Below are 17090 nucleotides of genomic sequence, written 5' to 3'. Positions count from 1 at the left end.
GGGAGGCGCTGACGCACACCGTGGCCGCAAAGGACGTTAGCGATTGGGCATCAGCGAATAGAGACGGGTCAGCGACGCTGACGCCAGTATCTTCCCCTGCTTAAGGGCTTGCATCACATTATCTCGGGTCAGCTCGCCGCCACATCGAGCCGGTCGCGATCCATGGCGTAGGGGGTGAAGATATCGCGCGGCGTCAGTTCATCATTTCACGGTGGCAGGGGCCATCGTAGCCGTAGCAAACGCCCTCCCTCTTAGCATCACCTTTAAATCCGTCAGTGAAGCCGTTTATTCCGTGGTGCAGTTCCCCACCGGCGCCGGTGCGGATTTGCCCCGCGCGGTACTACTGCTGGCGTATTTACCGCGTGCGATGTGCCGCCTCGCAGGCGGAATATCCAGTTAAATCCGCGGGTAAAACGTTACCCGCGACAGGTCAGCAGTGACCGTCTTTCCCGCCTGATTGACATCACCGGGCCGGCAGCAGGCGTCGGGATCGGTGCAGTGAGCACCAGAAATCACGCGTCAGACGGAACGTCATCCCCGGCCAGATGAGGAGTAAGATTATCACAGCGCGATAGGGCTGCTGGCGTCCGGCACGGCGTAAGCCAGCGTGCCGGGTATCGCCTCCCTTTCGCCAACATCGCGACTGTAAAGGTGCATCGTTCAGTCTCCCGTTACCGGCATCGTAACCCTGGCTCAGTGGGCGTTATCAGGATGACAGTCCGCATTAATCTGTGCACAATTGCGGGCTTCAAGGGTCGCCGCTGCGCATGACTACCAACAGCGTCGCATTCGTTTATCTGCAGCCTTAATTGTATAAGGAAATCCCGATGTCTCCTTCTGTTGAAGCGCTCTTACAGCAGTATCCCGACGCTCAGGCGTGGGCGTTTGGCGACACCCCCGAGCTGATGGACACGCTGGCTAACCTGGTGGTGCGCGGCATAAAAACCGCCACCAGCGGTTCACTGGCTGCGGATCTGCAACAGGCTCCGCTGCGCGTCGGTAGCTACCATATTGTGCTCAACAGCGCCGATCTTCCCGTGTGCGTGATTCGCATCCATTCGCAGGGGCTGATTCGCTTTTGCGACATGTCTGAAGCGCTGGCGGCGCTGGAGGGGGAAGGCGATCGCACTCTGCGTCACTGGCAGGCGGCCCATCGCGACTTTTTCCGCCGCGAGGGGACCTATTCGGAAGAAATGGAGCTGGTTTACACCACCTTCAGGCTGGTGTCGGTGGTACGCGCCAACGCTCAGTCCTGATTCAGCGTCTGCCAGCGCTGATACACCTTAATGGCCTCCGGGTGAGCGTGCTTCACCATCGGCAGCCGCCGCTCGGCAATCGGCTTGCTGTACTCGTCGTAAAACGTTTCCAGCTCGAAATATTTACGATCGTCACGGTAGTAAGGCACATACTCTTCACGGGTGGTGATATAGGTTACCCGCTTTGGGCTGCAGTAATAGAGCGCACCGAGGCACATCGGGCACGGGCTGGCGAGAATATAGATCTCACAGTCGGTCAGATTTTCGGTGCCCAGCCGCTGACAGGCGGCGCGCACCGCGAGGATCTCCGCGTGGGCGGTCGGATCCTGAGTTTGTGCCACCTGATTGGCGCTTTCAGCAATCAGTTCACCGTGACGCATGATAACGGTGGCGAAGGGGCGACCGCCCGCTTCAACGTTTTGCATGGCCAGTTCAATTGTACGCGTAATCGGGTCCATCACGGGCTCCTTAGCCTAAGAAAATGTCACGGTAAGCGTAGTGCGCCGCTGCCATAAGATAAAAGTGTGAATTATAATTATCGCTATTCACTTTTCTTATGGGTCATGCCGGTATGCTGTCACGTGCCCTGCACTATTTTCTCGCCGTTGCCGACCAGCAAAGTTTCACCCGCGCGGCGGCGGCGCTGTATGTTTCTCAGCCCGCGCTATCCCAACAGATCCGCCTGCTGGAGCAGCAGCTGGCGGCGACGCTGTTTGACCGCAGCGGACGGCAGATCCGGCTGACGCCCGCCGGAGAAGCTTACCTGCCTTATGCCCGCCGGGCGCTGGCCCAGCTGCAGCAAGGCGAGCGCAGCCTGCGCGAGCTGGACGACCTGCGCCGCGGCGCACTGCGCCTCGCCTTTCCTCCCACGCTCACCGCGTCACTGATTGGTCCGCTGGTCGCGGAGTATCACCGCGCGTGGCCGGGCATCACGCTGACGCTTGAGGAACAATCGCAGGAGCAGAGCGCCCAGCGGCTGCGTCACGGCGAGCTGGATCTGGCGTTCGGCTATGCCGGCGGGGAACATCCGCAGCTGAACCAGCAGCCGCTGTATGAGGAGACCCTCGCGCTGGTGGTCAATGACCGGCATCCTCTCGCCGCGGCGACGCCCTGCCCGCTGCGTGCGCTGCACGACCTGCCGCTGGCGCTGCTGGATCGCAGCTTTGCCAGTCGCATGGAGATTGATCGCTGCCTGCAGCGTCACGGCATTGAGCCGCAGATTCAGCTGGAGAGCAACGCGGTCAGCAGCCTGATTGCGCTGGTCAGCCACGGCGAACTGGCCACGCTGCTGCCGGCCTCGCTGGCGGTCGATCGGCCGATGCTGTGCGTGCGGCCGCTAATGCCTGGCGTGCTGATGCGTACCGTGGTGCTGCTGCGCGCGCCCCAGTCACCGCCGTCGGCAGCAGCACTGGCGCTGATCGACCTGCTGACGCACCACCTCGCACAGCGCGCGCTCCGTCCCCCCGGCCACTGATTCGCGTTGCGTCACATAACCGGGCAAAAAGCAGGCACAGCCCCGAAGGTGGTCTACGATTTTCAGGATGCTCAGCCACTTATCGCGATGAACGGTGCCGAGCGCAGGTTAAGGAGACCACTATGCAGAAGTTGATCCGCGTCACCGCGCTGGCGCTGGTGCTAACCGCGGCCCTGAGCGTCAGCGGCGCCGGCGCCGGCGAGCATAGGCTGAATGATCAGCCGACGCCGCCGGATGTGCGCTTCGGCCCACTGTTTAACGCCGTGCAGGCCGCTAAATTGTTCCCCGATCAGAAAACGTTCGCCGATGCCATCCCAAATGGCGATCCCACGGCGATCCTCGCCGACTGGCAGATGCAAAAAACGCAGCACAACTTCGATTTAAAGCGCTTTGTCACCACCAACTTTACCCTGCCGCAGGCCAGTCAGGCGTGGGTGCCGCCTCCGGGACAAAGCCTGCGTGAACACATTAACAGCCTGTGGCCGGTGCTGAGCCGCACCACCCGCGAGGTGGATCCGTACGATTCTCTGCTGCCGCTGCCTCAGCCTTATGTGGTGCCGGGCGGCCGGTTTCGGGAGGTATATTACTGGGACAGCTACTTTACCCTGCTCGGCCTCGCCGAGAGCGGCCGCTGGGAGAGCGTCCAGAACATGGTGGATAACTTTGCCAGCGAGCTGAACACCTACGGCCATATTCCTAACGGCAACCGCAGCTACTACCTGAGCCGCTCGCAGCCGCCGTTTTTTAGCCTGATGGTTGAGCTGCTGGCCCAACACGGCGGCGATGAGATCTGGCGCCGCTATCTGCCGGCGCTGCAAACCGAATATGCTTACTGGATGGCCGATGCCGATCGCCTCGCCCCGGGCAGCGCCAGCCGCCGGGTGGTGAAACTGCCCGATGGCACCGTGCTCAATCGCTACTGGGACGATCGCGATGTTCCGCGTACCGAATCCTGGATGGATGACATCGCCACGGCCAACGCCACCCCGCAGCGCAATCGGCCGGAGCTGTATCGCGATCTGCGCGCCGGCGCCGCGTCAGGCTGGGACTTCAGCTCGCGCTGGTTTAGCGACCCACAGCAGCTGGGCAGCATCCGCACCACGAAGATTATCCCGGTAGATCTTAATGCCCTGCTCTATCACCAGGAGCAGGCGCTGGCCAGAGCCAGCGGGCTAAACGGCGATCGCGCGGCGCAGCAGCGCTACCGCGAGGCAGCAGAGCGGCGCAAGGCGGCCATTAACCGCGTGCTGTGGGATCCCCGCGCCGGTTGGTATGCCGATTATGACTGGGAGCGGCAGGCGCTGCGTCAGCAGCTGACTGCGGCCACCCTGTTCCCGCTGTGGCTGCAGGTCGCCAGTGCCGATCGCGCCGATCGTACTGCCGATGCCGTCGGTAAACAGCTGCTAAAATCCGGTGGCCTGCTGACCACCACCCTCCATTCCGGCCAGCAGTGGGACGCCCCGAACGGCTGGGCCCCACTACAGTGGGTCGCGGTCGAGGGGCTGGAGCGCTATCATCAGCCGGCGCTGGCGCGCGACATCGCGATGCGCTTCCTCAATAACGTGCAGCAGACCTGGGAAAAGGAACATAAGCTGGTCGAGAAATACGTGGTTGACGGCGGTGGCGGCGGTGGCGGCGGCGAATATCCCCTGCAGGATGGCTTTGGCTGGACCAACGGCGTCACGCTAAAACTGTTAGATAAATATTGCCCGCCGGACACTACCTGTAATAACGTCAGCGATCTGCACGCCGCCGCGCAGTGAGCGGCAAAGAGGCCGGCGGCCATGCCGCCGGCCTCTTTGCCGCTAAATCCCCACTTATTCCGCGCGTATTCCCTTATAAAATATCAGCTTGCAACTATTTTACTAAAAGATAATAATTCTCATTAGAGTTATCATAATCCTTACCGTTTCCGCCTGCCGCACCGCAGTGCGCCGAACGGTTTTCGTCCACACATGTTGTCATGGGTAATACAATGAACCGAGCTTTTCCCCTGAAGCGTTCGTCTCTGCTGTGCGCGCTCGCCTTAACGCTGCCCTCCGCCGTGCTGGCTGAAGAGACCCTGGAAGTGACCGCCCGTGCGGCGGATTCGGCCGATGCCCCCACGACCGGCTGGCAGGCCAGTACCAGCCGCGGCGCCCTGAAGACCGATACGCCGCTTATCACTACGCCGCAGTCGATTTCGGTGATTACCCGCCAGCAGATGCAGGATCAGGGGGCGATGACCGTCAACCAGGCGCTGAATTACACCGCCGGCACCTTCACTAACTTCGGCGGCGCCGCCAGCCGCTACGACACCGTGTCGCTGCGCGGCTTCCACGGCGGCGACGTGGACAATATCTTCCTAGACGGCCTGCGCCTGATGAGCGATCCGGGCAGCTATAATGTGCTGCAGGTGGATCCGTGGTTCCTTGAGCGTATTGACGTGATTCGCGGTCCCTCTTCGGCCCTGTATGGCCAGACGGTACCGGGCGGGCTGGTGATGGAAACCTCAAAAAATCCGCTCTTTACCCGCGAAGGTCACGTGCAGACGTACGCCGGTAATCACAACAGCCAGGGCGTGGCCTTTGACTATACCGACGCGATTAATGATCAGCTGGCGTTTCGCCTGACCGGCATCACCCGCAACAGCGATACCCAGTACGATCACACCCGCGAAGAAAAATATGCCCTTTCTCCCTCGCTGCTGTGGCAGCCAAGCGCCGACACTTCGCTGCTGCTGAAAGCCTATCTGCAAAAAGATCCCTCCGGCGGCTATCACAGCGCCGTTCCGGGCGACGGCAGTCTCTATCAGCATAACGGCGATAAGCTCAGCACCGGTTTTTACGACGGTGACAGCGGGCTGGATCAGTTCAAGCGTCATCAGCAGATCTACAGTCTGGCGTTTTCACACCGCTTTGACGATACCTGGTCATTCCGCTCGAATGCCAGCTATGCGCACTCCAACGTCGATCTCGATCAGGTCTATCAAATCGGCTGGGTGAGCCCCGGCGCCAATGTGCTGAACCGCTACTACTCCGGTTCTCGCTCGTCGCTGGACGCTTTTGCCATCGATAACCAGCTGGAGGCGCGCTTTGACACCGGCGCGCTGGCGCACAAAGTGGTGCTGGGCGGCGAATACCACACTTATAAAAACGATTTGTGGGACGCCAGCGGCATGGCGAATCAGCTGGACGTCAGTACCGGCCAGGCCATCGGTCCCCGCCAAAGCTACACCTTTGCGCACAACAACCGTCGCTATTATCAGGCCGGCACCTACCTGCAGGATGAGATGGTCTGGCAGCGCTGGCATCTGGATCTCTCCGGACGCTACGATCGCATTACCTCTGAGAGTCTGAGCTACGACACCAACGTGAAGAATCGGCGCCAGGACGATCACGTCAGCGGTCGGGCGGCGCTGCTGTATGCCTTCGACAACGGCGTATCCCCCTACCTGAGCTGGAGCCAGGCGATCACGCCGCAGGCGCTCTCCGGTAAAGACGGCCAGCTGCTGAAGCCGACCACCGCCGAACAGATCGAGGCGGGCCTCAAATATGAGCCCGTTGGCACCCGCGATCTCTATACGCTGGCGCTCTACGATCTGACGCAGAAAAATGTCGGCAGCCGCGAGATTGTCGGCTCTTACTATGTGCCGGTCGGCAAAGTGCATTCGCGAGGGGTTGAGCTGTCGGCAAATAATCAGCTGACCGACCGCCTGAGCAGCCTTGCCAACGTCACCGTGAGCCGCGTGCGCTTTAAAGACGCCGTCGATGGAAATGATGGTCACACGCCGTACGTGACGCCAAACGCCATGGCGTCGCTGTGGGTGAATTACCGGTTCGATTACGGTATTCGCACCGGCGTCGGCGTCCGCTACCTCGGCAAGCAGTGGGCCAACAATGAGAATACGCAGCGGGTGCCCTCGGTTACGCTGATGGATGCCTCTGTGCGCGCGGACCTCGGCAGCTGGAATCGCAGCCTGAAAGGCGGCTGGGTACAGGTGAGCGCGAACAACCTGACCGGGCGGGATTACGTGGCGGCCTGTTACGGCACGGGCTACTGCTACTGGGGCGCGGAGCGATCGGTGGTGGCCAGCGTCGGTTACGATTTCTAAAATCCGGCGGGCAATGGGCGGGGAGCGATCCCCGCCCGGCAGGTTAACTCTTCACTTTACGGTAAATCCACAGCACGACGATCGCGCCAACGACGGCCACCATGAAGCTGCCGAAGTTAAAGCCATCGACCTTACCAAAACCAAACAGCGTACTGATCCATCCCCCCACCACGGCACCGATGATGCCGAGGATCACGGTCATAATGAATCCGCCCCCATCGCGGCCCGGCATAATCCACTTCGCAATGATACCGGCGATCAGACCAAAAATAATCCAGGACAGAATGCCCATGCTACAGCTCCTTATTTTTTACTGAGTAATAAACCCACGACCAACCCAGCCAGCGCGACGGCGCCGGCGGCAGCAACCGGATGACGCTGAATGCAGCGGCAAGAATCTGACGCCATACGCTGAAGGTCATCGCGGACCGATCCCATCCACGGGCAGCCGCACGGACGCGCTGCGCGTTTACGCGAAAGAGAGGTTGTGAACATGTTTTCTCCTTAAAGGTGCCAGGCACCGGTAGAAAAATCGTTGTCGTTCTCAGTATAGGAGAAGATTCTAACTCTGTGATTTGAATCTAAACTTTTCAGCAAAAATTTCCCGCACTCACCTAAAGTTCGCCGCCGGGCTGCCGATAGCAGGCCAACAGCGACCCACCGCTTTCCCTTGCATGGAGCCGGCAGTGCACCCTGATGACAATGAGCAATACCTGAAGCGCGCCCCCCTCGCCGTGCTGGCGGCGTTACGGGATATCCTGCGCAGCAACGCGCCGCTGCGAGTCAGCTACCCGCACGGACAGTTTATCAGCCGCCTGCTTGGCGCCGATCCGCAGGGTGTTATGCTGGATTACAGCAGCCGGTCCGACGATAACCAGCGGGTGCTGGCGGCCCGGCAGATAGCGATCGCCGCCGATACCCGCGACGCGCGAATCCACGTTATCCTGCCGCGCCTGCACCCCGCGCAATTTGAGGCCCTGCCCGCGTTTCAGGCGCCGCTGCCGGACAGGCTGTGGGCTATCCAGCGGCGAGAATATTTTCGCGTCAGCGCGCCGCTGTTCCCGGCCATGACCTGCCATGGCCGCTGGCCGGACGGCAGCCCCTGTCAGCTGCGCCTGCAAGATCTGTCGCTGGGCGGCATTGGCACCCTCTGTCCGGGCGGGCTGCCGGCGGAATTACAGCCCGGTGACCTGCTGGCCTCCCTGACCATCCATCTGGCCGAATTTGGCCACTTTACGGCCGATGCACAGCTGGTGGCCGTGAGCGAACATCGGATAGTCGACAGCAAAAATGCTGTCCGGGTCACGCCGCGGCTGAGTTTTCGCTTCCGGGCGCTCGACCCCGCCCGGACCCGTTGGCTACAGCAGGCTATTTTTGCCCTGGAGCGGCAGGCGCACGATAAGGCCCGACGCTTTCAGTAGACACCGTTGCGCCACGCAATGGCGATAAGCTCCCCGGTGCGCGACACGGACATTTTGGCCAGCAGCCGCATTTTGTAACCGCTGACGGTCTTATTGCTGATAGCCAGCTCCTGGGCGATGTGCTGGATGGCTTTACCGCGGGCGAACTGCCGCAGGACATACAGCTCGCGGCGCGAGAGCCTGGCCAGGCCGGCCGCATCCTGCGGATAGTGTTGACTGGGAGGCCGCGGACACTGGAATCCGTCGCCGCCGGCAATCCGCGCCAGCGTTCGGTAGAGTTCGTCCAGCTGCAGCATTTTGCTCAGATAGCCTCCGACGCCCAGCCGGCGCGACAGACGGAGATAAAAGTCGCCGTTTGACTGAGAAAAGATCACCACGCGCAGCTCGGGAAACAGTCGGCGCAGGCGCACCAGCAGCGCCGGAATCTCCTCCTGCTGCCCCACCGGCTCAATGATAAGCAGGTCCGGCAGCTGTTGATGCAGCCGAAAGAAAAGTTCGCTTACGCTCTCCACCGACTGCACCTGCGTTCCGCCGGGCACCAGCAGCGCACGTAATCCGACAATCACCAACTGCTGCGCATCCATGATCATCACTGTTTTCATTTTTTCGTCTCTGCATTGTGCTGTAGCGCGTCACTGTCGCAGCTTCTGCCGCTGTCGACACTCAGCGCAATCTTCAGTGGTTGTAAGACGAGTCTGATTCGCACCGGCTGGCGCACCGCGCCAAACTGCGCCAGGCTTGAGGTTCATTTTTTTGCTTACCCGTTGACCTAAGAGGATTTCCCCGATGGAAAACTGGCTCTCGTCGTCACTGATTGCCCGCCTGCTTAGCCATACCTTCTGGCTTCACCTGCTGCTGGTGCTGGGCGCCACGCTGGCGCTATACGCTATCCTGCGCGGGGCGATCGGTTTCGCCTCGCGCCGCATCACCCACCCCGATCGCGCCCGTCGCAGCACGGCCTCGGCGCTGTTCGGCGAAATCTTACGCAGTACCCGTCGCGTTATCCTGCTGCTGCTGTCGCTGATGATTGCCCTCAATCTGGTGACGCTGCCCGATCGCTGGCAGACGATCGTGGCGCACGGCTGGTTTATTGTGCTGATGCTGCAGCTGGCGCTGTGGGCCGACGCCGCCGTACGTATCTGGCTCACCCGACTGCTGAACGCCACTCACTCGCCGCGCAACCCGGTCACCACGGTGATTCTGGGCCTGATGCTGCGATTGGTGATTTGGGTGATGGTGGCGCTGGCGATTCTCTCCAATATGGGCGTGAACATTACCGCACTGGTGGCCAGTCTCGGTGTCGGGGGTATTGCGATCGCGCTGGCAATACAGACCGTGCTGAGTGATGTGTTTGCTTCGCTGGCGATCGGTTTCGATAAACCGTTTGAACAGGGCGACTTTATTGTTTTTGGTGATGTCTCCGGCACGATTGAGCACATAGGTCTGAAGACCACCCGTCTGCGCAGCCTGAGTGGGGAGCAGGTGATCTGCTCCAATACCCTGCTGCTGCAGCAAACCATCCACAATTACAAGCGTATGGCTGAGCGTCGAATTCTGTTTCGCTTTGGAATTGCCTACGCCACTCCGCCAGAGGCGGTCCGTAAGGTAAGTGGGATGATTAAAGAGATTATTACGAGGCAACCCGACGCCCGCTTTGATCGCGCGCATTTTTTTGCTTTTGAGGAGAACCAGCTGACGTTCGAAGTGGTGTGGTTTGTCACCGTGGCGGATTACACCCGCTACATGGATATTCAGCAAGAGATCAACCTGCAGCTGATGGCCGAGCTGCAGGCGCATGACATTCGCTTTGCCTTCCCCACCCGCCAGGTGACGTTTACCGGTGGAACCTTTCCACCGCTCAGCGTGGTCGGCGGCGATAGCGGGGAGCTGCCCAACGCCCAGCCCCCGCGAACGGCGCAAGCGTGGCGTCAGTGAAGTCAGATGTTACGGTAAGCGGTCGTCACCTTCCACAGGTAGCGGGGCGCCTGCGCCGCCGGATGTTTGGTCTGCACATGCTGGTAAAAATCCTCCGGCGACATGGCATTGATCATGGCAATGGCACGCTCGCGACTGGATGAGAAGGTGCGAAGCAGCGCGCCGGCGCCGTTGGCGTAAGCGACGATGGTAGCATACTGCAGCGTGCGCGGATCGCGGATCCCCGCCAGCTGCGTCTCCTGCAGTATGCGGAGATAGGCGGTACCAATATCGATATTTCGCGCCGGATCGCGCAGCTCGTGGCTGCTGGGCTGCCCACCCCGTCCCTGCACGCGGTACACTTCCCGTCCGGCGGTGGCGGCTTTGATTTGCATCAGCCCCACCGCGTTCGATTTACTCACCGCGCGGGGATCGCCCCCGGACTCAACGGTAATAATCGCATTGATCAGCTTTTCATCGACCCCGTACTGACGGGACGCTGTTTCGGTGAAAAGCGACCAGGCCTGCTGGATTTCGCTCGGGGGTGCCTGGATTAATGGCGTATTGCGCTCAACCACTTTTTGGGGGGGAGGCTCACTGGCGCATCCAGCCAGCAGTACTGCACATACCATCAACGATCGTTTTTTCACGTTATCCTTATCCTCGGGGAGTGCCCTGCCCGGGCATCGTAGGGGATGAGACGTCACGCCGCCATTACCGGTTGTCTGAAAAAGGGCCTGGTGGTTCACCCCGTGACATCGCCGCTGCTTTTCGTCATTATCAGCAAAATTTGACCGCATAAAAGAAAAAAGTGCCGGACACGACCGGATATATTTGCCGCCGGCGTCGCCAATCCGTTGCCAAGCGGCGGCGATGGCGGCCCGACGGGCTACCACCACGAGGCTTGCTATGACCGATCTCACGCTCCACGCATCTCCCCCGACGCCGCGCACGCTGCGGCTGATCGCCCCCTCCGGCTGGTGTCAGCACGCCGAGGCCGCCGCGCGCGGTATTGCTCGCCTGGAAGATGCTGGCCACCGCATAGAACAGCGCGAGGTGGTTGCGCGACGCTGGCTGCGCTTTGCCGGCGAGGATGCAGAGCGGCTGGCGGATCTTAACGGGCTGGCGCACGGACCGCTGCCGGACATTGCGCTGGCGGTGCGCGGCGGCTATGGCGCCAGCCGGCTGCTGGCGGACATCGACTATCCCGCGCTGCGCGCCCGGCTGCGTCACCGGCCGGTCATTCTCTGTGGCCACAGCGATTTTACCGCCGTCCAGCTGGCGCTGCTGCGCCACAGCCAGCTGGTGACCTTCAGTGGCCCGATGCTGGCGGGTAATTTCGGTGCCGAGGTCCGTTCGGCGTTTACCGAACGGCATTTCTGGCAGCTGATCGCGCAACCGGAAACCACGCTGCGCTGGACAACGTCCGCCGATGCGCTGAGCGTCGAAGGCCAGCTGTGGGGGGGCAATCTGGCAATGATCGCTTCGCTGGTCGGCACCCGCTGGCTGCCGCCGGTCAGCGCAGGCATTTTGGTTATCGAGGATGTGAATGAGCACCCGTTCCGCGTTGAGCGGATGTTGCTGCAGCTGCTCGACGCCGGCGTACTCTCGCAGCAGCGGGCAATCGTTGCCGGCAGCTTCAGCGGCGGGGCGCTGACGGCCTACGATAACGGCTATTCGCTGGATAACGTTTGGCAAACCATCAGCCGGCGCAGCGGCGTACCGGTGGTGCCCGGTCTGGCATTTGGTCACGAGGCCGATACGGTCACCCTGCCGCTGGGCGCGCAGGCCGCGCTGTGGGTCAGCGCTGGCGAGGCGCAGCTGGCGCTGTCTGGCTACCCCTGGTTACGCTGAAAGGACCGCCGGGCACGTGCGGTACTCGTCGTCCGGCGAAAAAACACCTAAACTGAATATCATGACTGAAAAGACGCAAGGAGAGACGTATGTTGATTGGTTTCGTACTGCTCGTCAGCGCCTGTGGTCATGATGCCTGTGAGGCGCTACCGGTATCGGAGCGGATCTATCCCACCGAAGCCGCCTGCCAGGCAATGGCGGACCGCATTCACAAGGTGCGTCCGCAGGTCGTGCTGCTGTGTGGGGAAGTGCACCGCTGAAGCCACGAAAAACGGGAGCCCGTGGGCTCCCGTTTCTCCTCAACGCGTGATATTACGCGTCCTGTTCGGCCTGGTTAATCTGGATCTCAATGTCCTGAATGACCGACTCGATCTCTTTGTGCAGTTTGCCCTGCAAATTCAGCAGATCGTTAAATCGCGTCGCCAGCGGCTGGTCTTTATAGTCGCCGGCATCAAAGGCCAGCCAGTGTGCAGACAGCGTCTCGGTATTATTTTCCGCATAGTGACGCATCTCTTTAAGCTGCGAGGCAACATCACGGAGATAATCTTCTTTCGTTTTCAGTTCAGTATCACTCATGCTGCATCCTTATTGTATCTTATAGTGAAATGTAGCGCGTTTTTGGCGCGACACCAGTAATAATAGTAGAGAATTCGTCACTATCATTAGGAATAATCGTAATCTGGATATTTTGTGAGATAATATGCTGAAATAAAAATAAAAACATGCCGCATCACGCCGTCCCGGGCGGACAAATTGGTCGTCCGGGTCTACAGTGATAACACCTTGCCTGTTCCCTCACTGCGAGTTTGCCAATGACGCGTTCCTGCTCTGCCCTGCTTCTGTTGCCAGGCCTGCTGTTGATCGGCTGCCAGTCGCCTTATCAGGGCAAGCTGTGCCGCGGCGAGGTCAGCACGCTGGCCGGCCAGACCGTCGGCATCTCTGCGGTGCACATCGTCGATCGCGTGGATCACTTTACCGTCCGCGGCGACGGTCTCACGCTGGAGAGCGGTCCGCTGCATTCGGCCAACCGGCTACTGTATCTTCCCGCCAGCGTGACCCGCGAGGGCTATCTCGCCCAGCGTCTCTCTGACACCCAGTTTCGCCTCGCCAGCGCCCGCGAAGACCGCATGATAACCTGGGTCTGCCCCTCGCCATAGACCCCGATTCCGGGCGGTGTCGCCTCCCCGCCCGACGGCGTGCCGCCCCCGAAGCCGACGAGCGAAACTGCCGGCCCGCGTGCGACCAGATCGGCCAGTCGGGTGCGGTGCCGCCGCTGCCCGGGCGCGAAATTGCGCTGCCGGCCGGCATTACCGACGCTCCAGTACGGAGCAACCCGCCGTCCGGTAAGCGGCGCGGAAACGCAAAACGGGCGCGTGATTCACGCGCCCGCTATCCACTAAGCGCCGGCTGGAAAATCAGCTGCCGCGATAAGTGGCATAGCCGTACTGGCTGAGCAGCAGCGGGATATGCAGGTGCTGGTTAACGTCGGTGACCTCAAAAATGACCGGTACCTCCGGGAAGAAGCTCGCCTGCTGCTGGGCGTTAAAGTACTCACCGGTATGGAAGGTCACTTTATAGATCCCCTTCGTCATCGGTTTTCCCTGCGGCCAGAGGGCACCGATGCGACCGTCGGCGTTAGTTTTACCTTCCGCCAGGCGGGCCCAGCCGGAACCCTGCTGCTGTTCAAGATCGACCACCACCCCCTGCGAGGGCAGACCGGTCTGCTGATTCAGAACGTGCACGCTCAGCGGATTACCGCTGTCGGCCGCCCAGGCGGAGGCGCTCATGGCAGCCAACAGTACGGGAATAAAACGCTTCATTGTGATGTCTCCTGGATTGCTAACAATATGGCTAACAGTAGCACAGGAATGCCACACCGCTCAGGTATCACGAAAATGTTAGGATTTTGGCATGTCTTCGCCGCGCAGTTCAGCGAGTCGCTGTGGGCGGGTGCGGGTGACCTGCCAGCGGTTGTCTCCCCCCCGGGTAACGCACTGCACTTCCCCGGGGCGACTCAGATAGCGTAGCAGGTCACGCTGACTGACCGTCTCACCGCCGGGCTGGCAGACGAAGCGCAGCGCCAGCCGCTCGCCGCTGTCCGGTACGGTTCGCGGAAGCGATCGCACGCTGCTCGCTTCGCCCGCCAGCAGGCGGCTCAGGGTAATCACCGTGAGCACCAGCAGCCCCACTAACACAATCATAAATACCATGGCATTAAAACTTATTTTCATCACGCCTCCTCCCTGGAAGGGGGAATGTAATCACGTCGGAAAAAGGAAAGACAATCGTTTTAACAGATCGTTATCGGCCAATTGATCGTTTTAAACGATCGATAGCCCATTACCAGCCTGAGAAGAAAAATAAATAAAAAACAATAAAATATAAAAATGATGCAAATCATGCAGTTAAAATTATCGCCTGTCTGCGCATCTCATCTGCCGGAATATTAAATTAAACAACTTACCGTTGTTAAGGATTAAGGCCGCGCCACTGCGCCTTTTCCACAAAAAAACGCGCCAGCGATGGCGCGTTTTAAGAACAGGAAGGTTTGATATCGCCAGTTTATTCCGGCAATGTTGGTGGGGTCGTTTCGTCACTCAGGCTGGTCAGCGCCTCCTGATCAAGCTCGCTGTCGGCCTGTTCGATCAGCCGGGTGACGCTGAGCAGCTCATGAAACTCGCCCAGCAGGAGTTCCGCGTCCGACTTGACAATATCGTCCGACGACGCCAGAACAGAATTGATGGCTTTATTCACGCTTTCGACCATCTGCTCCACGCCGCCTTTATGGCTAACGGTGAGCACCAGCGCGCTCAGCAGCAGGGCCTGCGCCTCAACCTGCGCGGTGAGCTGCTTCGCCTCGGCGTCCATCTTTGAAATTTTTGCCAGCATGCCAAAAATGACGTTTTTCATTCTGATCTCCTTCGGGTGATGGTGCTATCTTACCTCAGAGCGCGTGCGGCAACACCTCGCCCGACGGCACTTTTTTTACCGGTGGCCGCCGCTCTTCAACGCCGTATTGCCTTTTCCGTGACGCCGCAGGCGCTGGTGGCGAACGGCGCTTTGTTGCCCGCCGCGCGGGTGCTAAGCTGACGCATCTGCGCCTGAGAGGAAATGACTGGCATGAAAATCGTCGCGGTTACCGCCTGTCCAACCGGTATTGCCCACACCTATATGGCCGCCGAGCTGCTGCAGCGCGAAGCGCAGCGGCGCGGCCTGAGGATTCAGGTGGAGACTCAGGGCGCAATGGGCGTAGAGTCTGCGCTCAGCGCCAGCGAAATCATCCACGCCGATCGGCGTCTGATCGCCTCGGATATCGCCATCGACGCGCCTGACCGCTTCAGCGGTTGCGATACGCTGCGGGTGTCGATTGAGCAGGTGCTCACCAACGTGGCCCACGTCTTCGATCGCCTGCTGGCGCACCGATGATCGTCAGCCGCCTCAGTTTTGTGATTGCGCCCGCCGGGCTGGACGGCTGGCGTCTGCAGCAGATGGCTCAGCTGACCGGCTGGTTCCAATCGCTGGTGATACTGATTAATTTCACGCGTAACCAGCAGGCACCGCTAAGCCATACGCTGGCGTGCCTCACTCTTGGCTGCCAGCCACACGACTTCTGCCAGTTGGCCATCGAGGGGCGCGACGCTGATGCGCTCTGCCGCGTACTGGCCAATTACCTGCTTGACTGCGCTACCCCCGTGACGCCGCTGCACCACCCTCCCGCACACCCGCTCTGGCAGCAGCATCCGGCCTTTGCCCAACCCTTTCCCTGGCGCTGGCACTGCCTGCAGGGCGCGAATCCGGGCGATAAGCCCACCGCGCTGGCGCACATTGCCGCGCTGGCCGCGCCAACGCAGGCCGCCGAGCTGACCGCACAGCTGGCGGCCCGCGAGGCGGTATCGGCCACCGCCCTGCCCGGCCAGCTGGCCTTTCCCCACGTAGTCAGCCACGCGGTCGGCCTGCCCACGCTGATCGCGCTGCGGCTGAGCGCCGCGCTTGACTGGCAGGCGCGCGAACCGGTGCGTAGCGTACTGGCGGTCATTCTTCCCGCACCGCTCTCTCGCCCGCAGGCGGCGGCGGTGACGCGCCTCAGCCGCTGGCTGATTGCCGATCGCCACCCGCAGCTGCTGCATGATGCTGAGCACGAGGCGACGGCGCTGGCGCTGGTGCTGCACGCCATGGCCCACGGCCACTCTCCCTTATCCTGAGCGCTGGCGGCGGCGATACTCCGATGGCGTGATGCCGGTGCGCGCCTTAAACACCCGGTGAAAGTAGTTGACATCGTGAAAACCGCAGCGCATCGCCACCTCCTCCAACCGGAAGGAGTACTTCTTCAGCATAAATTTCGCCCGGTCGATGCGCACCCAGATAATATAATCCGCCAGCGTCATATGTCCCTGCTGACGAAACAGTTTGGATAAATGATTAGCAGAGATATTAAATCTGCTGGCTATATGTTCGCGGTGTAAATCGCGATGAAAATTCTCCTGAATATAAATACAAATCCCCTGATAGCGATCCTCACTGCGTTTTACCGGTGAGGAAATCGGTTGATTTAACATGGTCAAGGCGTAACTCAATAGCGCCATTACCAAATAACGATCTGTCGGATATTTCTGCTCCTCTCGCGCCAGCGTATTGAGGCTGTCTAATATATTGTCCAGGGCATGGCCGGTGCGGGATGGGATACTGTGCTTCTGTACGTCAAAAAAACCCGTTTCGTCCTTACGCTTTGAGAAAAAGCTGCATCCCAGCTGTCGGCGCCCGAACAGTAAACTGAGCACGGAACAGTCGGCCATCCACTGCGGTTGGTTCCAGCAGTTAGGCGGAATATAGAGCAGATCCCCCCTCTGCATCTCAATCAGCATTGCACCGCGGGGGGTCTGAATAAGGTGCTCGCACCCCCCTTTCAGCACCAGTTCCAGGCGGGGAAAGTTAACCTGATAGCTAAAGGCCGGTGGCGTGCCCTGATCGCTGGCAAACCACAGCCGCTGGCAAATCTGCTCATCAATAAATGCGCTGATTAGATGGCTGAAAACGTCGCTCACCCTCACCCTCCTTAATTGTTTTCGTGCACCGTGGTC

General features: G+C 60.3%; 20 protein-coding genes. 11 read left to right on the top strand and 9 right to left on the bottom strand.

All coding sequences use genetic code 11. The features are described 5' to 3' along the window. The first annotated feature begins 827 nt into the window (after positions 1 to 827). A complete protein-coding gene (locus tag BS626_RS03835) occupies positions 828 to 1256 on the top strand; it encodes an ASCH domain-containing protein (RefSeq protein WP_075181051.1) in 429 nt (142 codons plus the stop codon). Here the strand turns inward: BS626_RS03835 and BS626_RS03830 are convergent. Further along, a complete protein-coding gene (locus BS626_RS03830; RefSeq protein WP_075181050.1) occupies positions 1247 to 1714 on the bottom strand; it encodes a nucleoside deaminase in 468 nt (155 codons plus the stop codon). The genes BS626_RS03835 and BS626_RS03830 overlap by 10 nt on opposite strands. Before the next feature lie 113 nt (positions 1715 to 1827). On the opposite strand from BS626_RS03830, the gene cynR reads away from it, so the two are divergent. The 3 genes from cynR (at position 1828) to BS626_RS03815 (ending at position 6823) form a co-directional block, all read left to right on the top strand. After that, on the top strand, positions 1828 to 2730 hold the full coding sequence (cynR, locus tag BS626_RS03825; protein ID WP_075181128.1) for a transcriptional regulator CynR: 903 nt from the start codon (positions 1828 to 1830) through the stop codon (positions 2728 to 2730). A 122-nt stretch (positions 2731 to 2852) separates the two neighbouring features. Further along, positions 2853 to 4493, top strand: coding sequence for an alpha,alpha-trehalase TreA (treA, locus tag BS626_RS03820; protein WP_075181049.1), 1641 nt, complete (start codon positions 2853 to 2855; stop codon positions 4491 to 4493). A gap of 212 nt (positions 4494 to 4705) precedes the next feature. Further along, positions 4706 to 6823 (top strand): TonB-dependent siderophore receptor, encoded by a 2118-nt coding sequence (locus BS626_RS03815; protein WP_075181048.1) that lies wholly within the window; start codon positions 4706 to 4708, stop codon positions 6821 to 6823. A gap of 43 nt (positions 6824 to 6866) precedes the next feature. On the opposite strand, the gene BS626_RS03810 is transcribed toward BS626_RS03815, so the two are convergent. Continuing rightward, positions 6867 to 7115, bottom strand: coding sequence for a GlsB/YeaQ/YmgE family stress response membrane protein (locus BS626_RS03810; protein ID WP_075181047.1), 249 nt, complete (start codon positions 7113 to 7115; stop codon positions 6867 to 6869). A 394-nt stretch (positions 7116 to 7509) separates the two neighbouring features. Between BS626_RS03810 and BS626_RS03805 the strand changes: the two genes are divergently transcribed. Next, a complete protein-coding gene (locus tag BS626_RS03805; protein WP_139308751.1) occupies positions 7510 to 8244 on the top strand; it encodes a flagellar brake protein in 735 nt (244 codons plus the stop codon). Here the strand turns inward: BS626_RS03805 and BS626_RS03800 are convergent. After that, positions 8238 to 8846, bottom strand: a complete 609-nt coding sequence (locus BS626_RS03800) for a response regulator transcription factor (RefSeq protein ID WP_083615885.1) — start codon at positions 8844 to 8846, stop codon at positions 8238 to 8240. The two genes, BS626_RS03805 and BS626_RS03800, sit on opposite strands and share 7 nt — an antisense overlap. 184 nt (positions 8847 to 9030) lie before the next feature. On the opposite strand from BS626_RS03800, the gene BS626_RS03795 reads away from it, so the two are divergent. After that, positions 9031 to 10179 (top strand): mechanosensitive ion channel family protein, encoded by a 1149-nt coding sequence (locus BS626_RS03795; RefSeq protein ID WP_075181044.1) that lies wholly within the window; start codon positions 9031 to 9033, stop codon positions 10177 to 10179. A 2-nt stretch (positions 10180 to 10181) separates the two neighbouring features. Here BS626_RS03795 and emtA read toward each other — a convergent pair whose 3' ends face one another. Further along, positions 10182 to 10808, bottom strand: coding sequence for a membrane-bound lytic murein transglycosylase EmtA (gene emtA / locus BS626_RS03790; RefSeq protein ID WP_256374839.1), 627 nt, complete (start codon positions 10806 to 10808; stop codon positions 10182 to 10184). A gap of 259 nt (positions 10809 to 11067) precedes the next feature. Here emtA and ldcA point away from each other — a divergent pair, with 259 nt between their 5' ends. Next, entirely contained in the window at positions 11068 to 12012 is a 945-nt protein-coding gene (ldcA, locus tag BS626_RS03785; protein WP_075181042.1) for a muramoyltetrapeptide carboxypeptidase, read from the top strand. Between the two features lie 89 nt (positions 12013 to 12101). Continuing rightward, positions 12102 to 12272 (top strand): hypothetical protein, encoded by a 171-nt coding sequence (locus BS626_RS18560; protein WP_170870427.1) that lies wholly within the window; start codon positions 12102 to 12104, stop codon positions 12270 to 12272. A 52-nt stretch (positions 12273 to 12324) separates the two neighbouring features. Here the strand turns inward: BS626_RS18560 and BS626_RS03780 are convergent, their stop codons facing one another. Beyond that, positions 12325 to 12588: a hypothetical protein gene (locus tag BS626_RS03780; RefSeq protein ID WP_075181041.1), complete on the bottom strand. Its 264-nt coding sequence runs from the start codon at positions 12586 to 12588 to the stop codon at positions 12325 to 12327. Between the two features lie 236 nt (positions 12589 to 12824). Between BS626_RS03780 and BS626_RS03775 the strand changes: the two genes are divergently transcribed. Then, entirely contained in the window at positions 12825 to 13169 is a 345-nt protein-coding gene (locus BS626_RS03775) for a hypothetical protein (protein WP_075181040.1), read from the top strand. A gap of 258 nt (positions 13170 to 13427) precedes the next feature. Here the strand turns inward: BS626_RS03775 and uraH are convergent, their stop codons facing one another. The 3 genes from uraH to iraP form a co-directional block, all read right to left on the bottom strand. Next, a complete protein-coding gene (gene uraH, locus BS626_RS03770; RefSeq protein ID WP_075181039.1) occupies positions 13428 to 13832 on the bottom strand; it encodes a hydroxyisourate hydrolase in 405 nt (134 codons plus the stop codon). Positions 13833 to 13910: 78 nt separating this feature from the next. Further along, on the bottom strand, positions 13911 to 14243 hold the full coding sequence (locus tag BS626_RS03765; protein ID WP_075181038.1) for a hypothetical protein: 333 nt from the start codon (positions 14241 to 14243) through the stop codon (positions 13911 to 13913). Positions 14244 to 14574: 331 nt separating this feature from the next. Next, a complete protein-coding gene (iraP, locus tag BS626_RS03760) occupies positions 14575 to 14922 on the bottom strand; it encodes an anti-adapter protein IraP (RefSeq protein WP_075181037.1) in 348 nt (115 codons plus the stop codon). 201 nt (positions 14923 to 15123) lie between these two features. Here iraP and BS626_RS03755 point away from each other — a divergent pair, with 201 nt between their 5' ends. Beyond that, the gene (locus BS626_RS03755; RefSeq protein WP_205949616.1) at positions 15124 to 15438 is read left to right on the top strand and encodes a PTS fructose transporter subunit IIB; all 315 of its coding nucleotides are present in this window, start codon (positions 15124 to 15126) and stop codon (positions 15436 to 15438) included. Further along, positions 15435 to 16214, top strand: coding sequence for a PTS sugar transporter subunit IIA (locus BS626_RS03750; RefSeq protein WP_075181035.1), 780 nt, complete (start codon positions 15435 to 15437; stop codon positions 16212 to 16214). Before BS626_RS03755 ends, BS626_RS03750 begins: the two co-directional genes overlap by 4 nt. Here the strand turns inward: BS626_RS03750 and BS626_RS03745 are convergent. Further along, positions 16206 to 17054 (bottom strand): helix-turn-helix transcriptional regulator, encoded by an 849-nt coding sequence (locus tag BS626_RS03745; RefSeq protein ID WP_083615884.1) that lies wholly within the window; start codon positions 17052 to 17054, stop codon positions 16206 to 16208. The genes BS626_RS03750 and BS626_RS03745 overlap by 9 nt on opposite strands. Positions 17055 to 17090: the final 36 nt, after the last annotated feature.

It is taken from the genome of Pantoea sp. 1.19 (genome assembly GCF_001922585.1).
Classification (GTDB): domain Bacteria; phylum Pseudomonadota; class Gammaproteobacteria; order Enterobacterales; family Enterobacteriaceae; genus 1-19.
This window is presented reverse-complemented; position numbering and strand designations above follow the sequence as displayed.